This window comes from Actinoplanes sp. ATCC 53533, assembly GCF_003947245.1.
On record NZ_QHHV01000354.1, the window covers coordinates 1 to 10637 of the forward strand.

Genomic DNA, 10637 nt, shown 5'->3' on the forward strand with positions numbered 1-10637 from the left:
ATCGACCGCAAGCGCCGGCAGGCCGTCACCGTCCTGCTGAAGGCGATCGGTTGGTCGGCGGACCAGATCCGGGAGCGGTTCGGCTGGTCCGAGCTGCTCATGACGACGCTCGAGAAGGACCACATCGGCGGGCAGGACGAGGCCCTGCTCGACATCTACCGCAAGCTCCGCCCTGGCGAGCCGCCGACGCGCGAAAACGCGCAGACCCTGCTCGACAACCTCTTCTTCAACCCGAAGAGGTACGACGTCGCCAAGGTCGGCCGTTACAAGTTCAACAAGAAGCTCGACATCGACGTCCCGATCGTCCGGGGCACGTTGACCGAGGAAGACGTCGTCAAGACCGTGGACTACCTCTGCCGGCTGCACGCCGGTGAGGAGGGCTACGAGGCCGACGACATCGACCACTTCGGCAACCGGCGCCTGCGCACCGTGGGCGAGCTCATCCAGAACCAGGTCCGCGTGGGCCTGTCCCGGATGGAGCGCGTCGTCCGCGAGCGGATGACGACCCAGGACGTCGAGGCGATCACGCCGCAGACCCTGATCAACATCCGCCCCGTGGTGGCGGCGATCAAGGAGTTCTTCGGCACGTCGCAGCTCTCGCAGTTCATGGACCAGACCAACCCGCTGGCGGGCCTGACCCACCGGCGTCGACTGAGCGCGCTCGGTCCGGGTGGTCTGTCCCGTGAGCGGGCGGGCTTCGAGGTCCGTGACGTGCACCCGTCCCACTATGGCCGGATGTGCCCGATCGAGACGCCGGAAGGCCCGAACATCGGCCTGATCGGTGCCCTCTCGACGTTCGCGCGGGTGAACCCGTTCGGATTCATCGAGACCCCGTACCGCAAGGTGGAGTCCGGCGTGGTCACCGACCAGGTCGACTACCTCACCGCGGACGAGGAGGACCGGTACGTCAAGGCGCAGGCGAACGCCACGCTCGCGTCCGACAACACCTTCGCGCAGGATCGCGTCCTGGTCCGCCGTAAGGGTGGTGAGGTCGACTACGTGCCCGGCACCGAGGTCGACTACATGGACGTCTCGCCGAGGCAGATGACCTCGGTCGCGACGGCGATGATCCCGTTCCTCGAGCACGACGATGCCAACCGCGCCCTCATGGGTGCGAACATGCAGCGTCAGGCCGTTCCGCTGGTCAAGGCCGAGGCGCCGCTGGTCGGCACGGGCATGGAATACCGTGCCGCTGTCGACGCCGGCGACGTGGTCGTGGCCGAGGTCGGCGGTCTGGTCGAGGACCTGTGCGCCGACTACGTGACGGTGCACCAGGACGACGGCCACCGCCGGACCTACCTGCTGCACAAGTTCCGTCGCAGCAACGCCGGCTCCTGCGTCAACCAGAAGCCGGTCGTCTTCGAGGGCGACCGGATCGAGGCCGGCCAGGTCATCGCCGACGGTCCGTGCACCGACGAGGGGGAGATGGCCCTCGGCCGGAACCTGCTCGTCGCGTTCATGTGCTGGGAAGGCCACAACTACGAGGACGCGATCATCCTGTCGCAGCGCCTCGTGCAGCAGGACGTCCTCACCTCGATTCACATCGAGGAGCACGAGGTTGACGCCCGCGACACCAAGCTCGGCCCGGAAGAGATCACCCGCGACATCCCCAACGTCAGCGAGGAAATGCTCGCCGACCTGGACGAGCGCGGGATCATCCGGATCGGTGCCGAGGTCGTGCCCGGCGACATCCTGGTCGGCAAGGTCACGCCCAAGGGCGAGACCGAGCTGACCCCCGAGGAGCGGCTGCTGCGCGCGATCTTCGGTGAGAAGGCCCGGGAGGTCCGGGACACCTCGCTGAAGGTGCCGCACGGCGAGACCGGCACGGTCATCGGCGTCCGCACGTTCTCGCGGGAGGACGGCGACGAGCTGCCCCCCGGCGTGAACGAGCTGGTCCGGGTGTACGTCGCCCAGAAGCGCAAGATCCAGGACGGTGACAAGCTCGCGGGCCGGCACGGCAACAAGGGCGTCATCTCCAAGATCCTGCCGATCGAGGACATGCCGTTCCTGGAGGACGGCACCCCGGTCGACATCGTGCTCAACCCGCTCGGTGTGCCCTCGCGAATGAACATCGGCCAGGTCCTGGAGACCCACCTCGGGTGGATCGCCAAGACGGGCTGGGAGGTCGAGGGCGACGACGCTGACTGGAAGCGGCAGCTGCGCGCCATCGACGCCCACGAGTCGCCCAAGGACAGCAACGTCGCGACCCCGGTCTTCGACGGTGCCCAGGAAGACGAGATCAAGGGTCTCCTGGGTTCGACGCTGGTCAACCGTGACGGCAAGCGGCTGGTCAACAACGACGGCAAGGCGCTGCTCTTCGATGGTCGTTCCGGTGAACCGCTGCCGGACCCGATCTCGGTCGGCTACGTCTACATCCTGAAGCTGAACCACCTGGTCGACGACAAGATCCACGCTCGGTCGACCGGCCCGTACTCGATGATCACGCAGCAGCCGCTGGGTGGTAAGGCGCAGTTCGGTGGCCAGCGGTTCGGCGAGATGGAGTGCTGGGCGATGCAGGCCTACGGTGCGGCTTACGCACTGCAGGAGCTGCTCACCATCAAGTCCGACGACGTCCTGGGCCGCGTGAAGGTCTACGAGGCCATCGTCAAGGGCGAGAACATCCCGGAGCCGGGAATCCCCGAGTCCTTCAAGGTGCTTCTCAAGGAGCTCCAGTCGCTGTGCCTGAACGTCGAGGTGCTTTCCAGCGACGGTGTTGCCCTGGAGATGCGCGAGACGGACGACGAGGTCTTCCGGGCCGCGGAAGAACTCGGCATCGACCTGTCCAGGCGCCCGAACGAGGGCGTCAGCAGCGTCGAAGAGATCTGACGGAGAGCGTCCCCGGTGACCTGCCCGCCTTTGGGTGAGCTCGGCACCGGGGACGCCCCCGCCGGCCTGGAATTTATCCGAGCAACGAAACACGAGGGATAGTCCAAGTGCTCGACGTCAACTTCTTCGACGAGTTGCGCATCGGCCTTGCTACCGCTGACGACATCCGGCAGTGGTCGCACGGTGAGGTCAAGAAGCCCGAGACGATCAACTACCGCACGCTCAAGCCCGAGAAGGACGGACTCTTCTGCGAGAAGATCTTCGGTCCTCAGCGGGACTGGGAGTGCTACTGCGGCAAGTACAAGCGGGTCCGGTTCAAGGGCATCATCTGTGAGCGCTGCGGCGTCGAGGTGACCCGGTCCAAGGTCCGTCGTGAGCGCATGGGCCACATCGAGCTGGCCGCGTCGGTCACGCACATCTGGTATTTCAAGGGTGTGCCGAGCCGGCTGGGCTACCTGCTCGACCTGGCGCCCAAGGACCTCGAGAAGATCATCTACTTCGCCTCGTACGTGATCACGAGCGTGGACGCCGAAGCGCGTCACCGCGACATGTCCACGATCGAGAACGAGATCTTCGCCGAGAAGCGGCAGTCCGAGAACAGCCGCGACTCCGAGATCGAGAAGCGCGCCGCCAAGCTCGAGCAGGACCTTGCCGAGCTGGAGGCCGAGGGCGCCAAGGCGGACGTGCGCCGCAAGGTCAAGGAGGCCGGCGAACGCGAGATGCGCCAGATCCGTGACAAGGCGCAGCGCGAGATCGACCGGCTCGATGAGGTGCTCGACACCTTCCGCAAGCTCGACAGCAAGCAGCTGGTCACCGACGAGCTGCTCTACCGCGAGCTGCGTGACCGCTTCGGTGAGTACTTCACCGGCGGCATGGGTGCCGAGGCCATCAAGGCCCTGCTGCAGAACATGGACCTCGACGCCGAGGCCGAGTCGCTGCGCGAGACCATCCGCAGTGGCAAGGGCCAGCGCAAGATCCGTGCGCTCAAGCGGCTCAAGGTCGTCGCCGCGTTCCTGAACACCCGCAACTCGCCGCTGGGCATGGTGCTGGACTGCGTCCCGGTCATCCCGCCGGACCTGCGCCCGATGGTGCAGCTCGACGGTGGCCGTTTCGCCACGTCCGACCTGAACGACCTGTACCGCCGCGTGATCAACCGGAACAACCGGCTCAAGCGGCTGATCGACCTCGGCGCCCCCGAGATCATCGTCAACAACGAGAAGCGGATGCTGCAGGAGGCCGTCGACGCGCTGTTCGACAACGGCCGCCGCGGCCGGCCGGTCACCGGCCCGGGTAACCGTCCGCTGAAGTCGCTGTCCGACATGCTCAAGGGCAAGCAGGGCCGGTTCCGTCAGAACCTGCTCGGCAAGCGCGTCGACTACTCCGGCCGTTCCGTCATCGTCGTCGGCCCCCGGCTCAAGCTGCACCAGTGCGGCCTGCCGAAGCAGATGGCGCTGGAGCTGTTCAAGCCGTTCGTGATGAAGCGCCTGGTGGACCTGAACCACGCGCAGAACATCAAGTCGGCCAAGCGCATGGTCGAGCGGCAGCGCGCGGTCGTGTGGGACGTCCTGGAAGAGGTCATCAGCGAGCACCCGGTGCTGCTGAACCGCGCACCGACGCTGCACCGCCTGGGCATCCAGGCCTTCGAGCCGCAGCTGGTCGAGGGCAAGGCGATCCAGATCCACCCGCTCGTCTGTACGGCGTTCAACGCCGACTTCGACGGTGACCAGATGGCGGTGCACGTGCCGCTGTCGGCCGAGGCGCAGGCCGAGGCCCGGATCCTGATGCTGTCGTCGAACAACATCCTCAAGCCGGCCGACGGCAAGCCCGTCACCATGCCCACCCAGGACATGGTCATCGGCCTCTACTACCTGACCCACCTGACCAAGGGTGGCAAGGGCGAGGGCCGGGTCTTCAGCTCGGACGCCGAGGCACGGATGGCGTTCGACAACGGCGAGCTGCACCTGCAGTCGCTCGTGAAGATCCGCCTCCCCGAGGTGCTCGAGGTCGACAACGGTGCCGGCTCGCCCACGTGGGAGCGGCCGGAGGGCTGGGAGACGGGCGACAAGCTGCTCGTCGAGACCACCCTGGGCCGGGTCTTCTTCAACGAGACGCTGCCCCCGGGCTACCGGTACGTCAACTACGAGATCCGCAAGGGTCAGCTCTCCGCGATCGTCAACGACCTCGCCGAGCGCTTCCCCAAGGTCGCCCTCGCGGCGACCCTGGACGCGCTCAAGGAGGCCGGTTTCCACTGGGCCACCTGGTCCGGTGTGACGATCGGTATGGGCGACGTCATCGCCCCGCCGCGCAAGCCGGAGATCATCGCCCGCTACCAGGGCGAGGCCGACCGCATCGACAAGCAGTACCAGCGTGGCCTGATGACCGCCGAGGAACGTCGCGGCGAGCTCATCGACATCTGGACCAACGCGACCAAGGACATCTCGAAGGAGATGGAGACGGCGCTGCCGCAGGAGAACCCGCTCTGGGTCATGATCAACTCCGGCGCCCGCGGTAACCTCCTCCAGCTCCGGCAGATCGCCGCGATCCGTGGTCTGGTGGCCAACCCCAAGGGCGAGATCATCCCGCGCCCGATCACCTCGTCGTACCGCGAGGGCCTGACCGTGCTGGAGTACTTCATCTCCACGCACGGTGCCCGTAAGGGTCTGGCCGACACCGCGCTGCGTACCGCCGACTCGGGTTACCTGACCCGGCGCCTGGTGGACGTCTCGCAGGACGTCATCATCCGCGAGGAGGACTGCGGCACCGACCGCGCGATCCCGATGCAGGTGGCGGACCGCGAGGGGGGCAAGCTGGTCGTGCACACGCACGCCGAGACCGGCGTGCACGCCCGTACGCTGGCCGACGACATCGACGACGCCGCGGGCAACCGCGTCGTGTCGCGTGGCGACGACCTGAACTCGATCATGGTCGACCAGCTGGTCGCGGCCGGCGTCGAGACCGTCCGGGTGCGTTCGGTGCTGACCTGCGAGTCGAAGCTCGGTGTGTGTGCTGCCTGCTACGGCCGCTCGCTGCCGACCGGCAAGGCGGTCGACATCGGCGAGGCCGTCGGCATCATCGCGGCCCAGTCCATCGGCGAGCCGGGTACGCAGCTGACGATGCGTACCTTCCACACCGGTGGTGTGGCGGGTGAGGACATCACTCAGGGTCTGCCGCGTGTGCAGGAGATCTTCGAGGCTCGCGTGCCCAAGGGTAAGGCGCCCATCGCCGACACCCCGGGACGCGTGCGCATCGAGGACGGCGAGCGCTCGCGCAAGATCATCGTGGTGCCGGACGACGGCAGCGAGGAGATCGTGTACGACAAGATCTCCAAGCGCGTCAAGCTGCGGGCTCACGACGGCGACCACGTCGCGGTCGGCGAGAAGCTCACCGAGGGCACCATCGATCCGCACGAGTTGCTGCGCATCATGGGCCCGCGCGCGGTCCAGGTCCACCTGACCAGTGAGGTCCAGGAGGTCTACCGCTCGCAGGGTGTGCTCATCCACGACAAGCACATCGAGATCATCATCCGCCAGATGCTCAAGCGGGTCACGGTCATCGATTCCGGCGCGACCGAGTTCCTGCCGGGCGTGCTGGTCGACCGGGCGCTCTTCGAGTCGGAGAACCGCCGGCTCGTGGGCGAGGGTGGCGAGCCCGCCGCCGGTCGTCCGGTGCTCATGGGTATCACCAAGGCCTCGCTGGCGACCGACTCCTGGCTCTCGGCGGCCTCCTTCCAGGAGACCACCCGGGTGCTCACCGACGCTGCGATCAACTCGCGCAGCGACTCGCTGGTGGGCCTCAAGGAGAACGTCATCATCGGCAAGCTCATCCCGGCCGGTACGGGCATCAGCAAGTACCGCAACATCCGGGTCGAGCCGACCGAGGAGGCCAAGGCGAAGGTGTACTCGATGACCGGGTACCCCGAGACCGACTACGGCTTCGGGCCGGCCAGCGGGCAGGCTGTGCCGCTGGACGACTTCGACTTCGGGTCGTACCGCTAAGGTTTCTCCACACCGTTAAGGGCGGCCGCGCTTCGATGCGCGGCCGCCCTTCGGTGTTCCTAAGATGAATGGGTGACCTACCCCGCGATGACAGTGCCCACCCGCCACCCGATGGATCCGGAACCGGTGCCGTCGACCAAGGCGCGGGCGGTCTTCGCGCTGGGGCTGCTGGCGTTCCTGACCGGTGCACTCGTCGGCGGGGTGATTCCCGCCACGCTGGCCCTGATGCTGGCCCGGCAGGTCAGGCGCGAGGCGTATGCCGCCGGCGGCTACCTGATCGGTGCGACCTGGGTGCGCCGGGGGGAGCGGCTGGCCTGGGCGGGGATCGTGCTGGCGCTGACCGCGCTGGTGGTCGCGTCGATCGCCGGGCTGCTCCACCTGGCCGCCGCCCCCGGGGGCCAGGACTTCGATTCCAACACCGACTGAGCCCACCCGCGGCGGAAAACCCATGCAAGTTCGCTGTATGAGCCCAGTCAGCGGCCCCAGGGCTGCACAACACCACGTTCGGGTGACATGCTCGAAGATCCAGGGGTACGTGGCGAGAGGGACGGTCCGGTGACGCAGCAACCAGGTTCGTGGCCACCGGCCGGACAGCCGGTGACGATGGCCGGCCCTCCGCCGCCGGTGCTGCCGCCCAAGCCGAGCGAGGCGTGGACCCCGGAACGGCTGGAGCCCGTGGCGGGCACCGAGTTCGCCCTGGTCCAGCTCAGGGTCGCGCCGATCACGTCCGGCCTGGCCACCGGCTCGCTGATCGCCGGCATCGCCTCGATCCTGGTCTCCACCCTGGTGCTCTGCTTCGGCCTCTCCGGCCTGTCCGACGGCTGGGGCGCGGTGGTGGCGGGCGCGTTCGCGCTGCTGGGCGTGCTGGTCGGCGGCGGCGGGGTGGGCGTCGGGCTGGCCGCCCGGCGGCAGATCCGGCGCTCCGGACAGGACGGCCGGGTCCGTTTCGTCGGGCGCGGCCTGGCCACCGCGGGGATCTCGTGCGGCGGCGCGGGGCTGGGAATCGCGGCGCTGACGCTGCTGTTGGTAGTGGTGTTGCAATTTTCCTGAGGCCTCGCAGCGCGAGATACGACACCGCGCGGCGGTACGCCGAGGCACCCGGTACACTTGTTAGCTGGAGATGTCCATCAGGGGAAGCAGTCAGAGGAACATCCTCGTTTTGACCTGTGTCCCCCCGGTGGGTACTCTTTCCCCTCGTGCCCGGGCTCGCCCGGGCAACTCGTGCGTGCGCCCGAGTCTGTAGTAACCGACGGGGCAGTGGCACGACAGGGTTTACCAGCCCTGACAAAGACAGAAACACTCGTTGCGCGTGTCTAGCGCGCAGCGGGACCGTGGCCGGGCGACACGCCCGACCGCGGGTGCCGGGGGATCCAAACGGGATCCTTCGGTGCACAAGGCAGAACGAAGACGGTGCGGCCGCTGAAGGGCGGCCGAAGGGAGCGGAGAAACCCGGTGCCCACGATCCAGCAGCTGGTCCGAAAGGGCCGCCAGGCTAAGACGAGCAAGACCAAGACGCCGGCGCTGAAGGGAAGCCCCCAACGGCGCGGCGTGTGCACGCGCGTGTACACCACTACCCCCAAGAAGCCGAACTCTGCGCTGCGCAAGGTCGCTCGTGTGAAGCTCAGCAGCCAGATCGAGGTGACGGCGTACATCCCGGGCGTCGGCCACAACCTGCAGGAGCACTCCATCGTGCTCGTGCGTGGCGGTCGTGTGAAGGACCTCCCGGGCGTCCGCTACAAGATCGTCCGCGGTTCGCTGGACACCCAGGGTGTCCGCAACCGCAAGCAGGCGCGCAGCCGTTACGGCGCGAAGAAGGAGAAGAGCTGACATGCCGCGTAAAGGCCCCGCGCCGAAACACCCGCTGGTAGCGGACCCGGTCTACAACTCGCCGCTGGTCACCCAGCTGGTGAACAAGATCCTGGTCGGCGGCAAGCGTCAGCTCGCCGAGCGTATCGTCTACGGCGCCCTCGAGGGCTGCCGCGAGAAGAGCGGCACCGACCCCGTGGTGACCCTCAAGCGCGCCATGGACAACGTCAAGCCGACCCTCGAGGTCCGCAGCCGCCGCGTCGGTGGCGCGACCTACCAGGTGCCGGTCGAGGTGCGCACGCCGCGGCAGACCACGCTCGGTCTGCGCTGGCTGGTCCAGTACTCCAAGGCCCGCCGCGAGAAGACCATGATCGAGCGACTGCAGAACGAGCTGCTCGACGCCAGCAATGGCCTCGGTGCTGCCGTCAAGCGGCGTGAAGACACCCACAAGATGGCGGAGTCCAACAAGGCCTTCGCGCACTACCGCTGGTAAGACCCGCTGCCGGCCCGGTTCCCGCCGGGCCGTCACAGTTCAGTCGTACCGGTCCTGCAGAGACGACGACGAAGAAGAGTAGGGATTGAAGTGGCTGCCGCAGACGCGCTCGCCAAGGTACGCAACATCGGCATCATGGCGCACATCGACGCTGGTAAGACCACGACGACCGAGCGGATCCTGTTCTACACCGGTATCACGTACAAGATCGGTGAAGTCCACGAGGGCGCGGCCGTCATGGACTGGATGGAACAGGAACAGGAACGCGGCATCACCATCACCTCCGCCGCCACGAAGTGCGAGTGGAAGGGCTACACGATTCAGATCATCGACACGCCCGGCCACGTCGACTTCACGGTCGAGGTCGAGCGGTCGCTGCGGGTGCTCGACGGTGCCGTCGCGGTCTACGACGGTGTCGCCGGCGTGGAGCCCCAGACGGAGAACGTCTGGCGGCAGGCGGACAAGTACCACGTCCCCCGGATGTGCTTCGTCAACAAGCTCGACCGGACCGGCGCCGACTTCTTCCGCTGTGTGCAGATGATGATCGACCGGCTCAACGCCACCCCGCTCGTCCTGCAGATCCCGATCGGGCTCGAGGGCGACCACATCGGTGTCGTCGACTTGATCAACATGAAGGCGCTCACCTGGCGCGGGGAGACCCAGAAGGGTGACGACTACGCGATCGAGGAGATCCCGGCCGAGCTACTCGACTCCGCGACGGAGTGGCGCGAGAAGCTGATCGAGACCCTCGCCGACGTGGACGACTTCGTCATGGAGAAGTACCTCGACGGCGTCGAGGTCTCCATCGAGGAGATCAAGGCTGCCATCCGGCGCTCCACGATCGCCAGCAAGGCCAACCCGGTGCTGTGCGGCTCGGCGTTCAAGAACAAGGGCGTTCAGCCCATGCTCGACGCCGTGGTCGACTACCTGCCGTCGCCGCTGGACGTCCCGGCCATCGACGGTGTCGCGGCCGACGGCGAGACGCCGATCATCCGCAAGCCGTCCATGGACGAGCCGTTCTCCGGTCTGGCCTTCAAGATCCAGACTGACAAGCACCTCGGCAAGCTGACGTACGTCCGGGTCTACTCCGGCACGCTCGACTCCGGTTCCCAGGTGGTCAACTCCACCAAGGACCGCAAGGAGCGGATCGGCAAGATCTACCAGATGCACGCCAACAAGCGCGAGGAGCGCCCCACGGCGTGGGCCGGCGACATCATCGCGGTGCAGGGTCTCAAGCAGACCACCACCGGTGACACGCTGAGCGACCCGGCGCACCCGGTCATCCTGGAGTCGATGACGTTCCCGGAGCCGGTCATCCAGGTCGCGATCGAGCCGAAGACCAAGTCGGACCAGGAGAAGCTGGGCGTCGCGATCCAGCGCCTGGCCGAAGAGGACCCGACCTTCCGCGTCTTCAACGACGAGGAGACCGGTCAGACGGTCATCGCCGGCATGGGCGAGCTGCACCTCGACATCCTCGTGGACCGCATGCGCCGCGAGTTCAACGTCGAGGCGAACAT

The 10637-nt window shown here is 67.2% G+C and carries 7 protein-coding genes; all 7 read left to right on the forward strand.

Annotation, left to right across the window (positions count from 1 at the left end; genetic code table 11):
- A partial coding sequence (locus DMB66_RS56880; protein ID WP_125812311.1) for a DNA-directed RNA polymerase subunit beta occupies nucleotides 1-2826 on the forward strand: 2826 nt, incomplete at its 5' end.
- Between the two features lie 107 nt (nucleotides 2827-2933).
- Nucleotides 2934-6821, forward strand: coding sequence for a DNA-directed RNA polymerase subunit beta' (locus DMB66_RS56885; RefSeq protein ID WP_125812312.1), 3888 nt, complete (start codon nucleotides 2934-2936; stop codon nucleotides 6819-6821).
- 87 nt (nucleotides 6822-6908) lie between these two features.
- Nucleotides 6909-7247, forward strand: a complete 339-nt coding sequence (locus DMB66_RS56890; RefSeq protein ID WP_125812315.1) for a hypothetical protein — start codon at nucleotides 6909-6911, stop codon at nucleotides 7245-7247.
- A 129-nt stretch (nucleotides 7248-7376) separates the two neighbouring features.
- Complete coding sequence (locus DMB66_RS56895; protein ID WP_233625564.1) at nucleotides 7377-7871, forward strand: hypothetical protein; 495 nt, start codon at nucleotides 7377-7379, stop codon at nucleotides 7869-7871.
- Between the two features lie 402 nt (nucleotides 7872-8273).
- Nucleotides 8274-8648, forward strand: coding sequence for a 30S ribosomal protein S12 (rpsL, locus tag DMB66_RS56900; RefSeq protein WP_014440718.1), 375 nt, complete (start codon nucleotides 8274-8276; stop codon nucleotides 8646-8648).
- A gap of 1 nt (nucleotide 8649) precedes the next feature.
- A complete protein-coding gene (gene rpsG, locus DMB66_RS56905) occupies nucleotides 8650-9120 on the forward strand; it encodes a 30S ribosomal protein S7 (protein WP_125812313.1) in 471 nt (156 codons plus the stop codon).
- 90 nt (nucleotides 9121-9210) lie between these two features.
- The coding region (fusA, locus tag DMB66_RS56910; protein WP_125812314.1) for an elongation factor G at nucleotides 9211-10637 on the forward strand (1427 nt) is incomplete at its 3' end.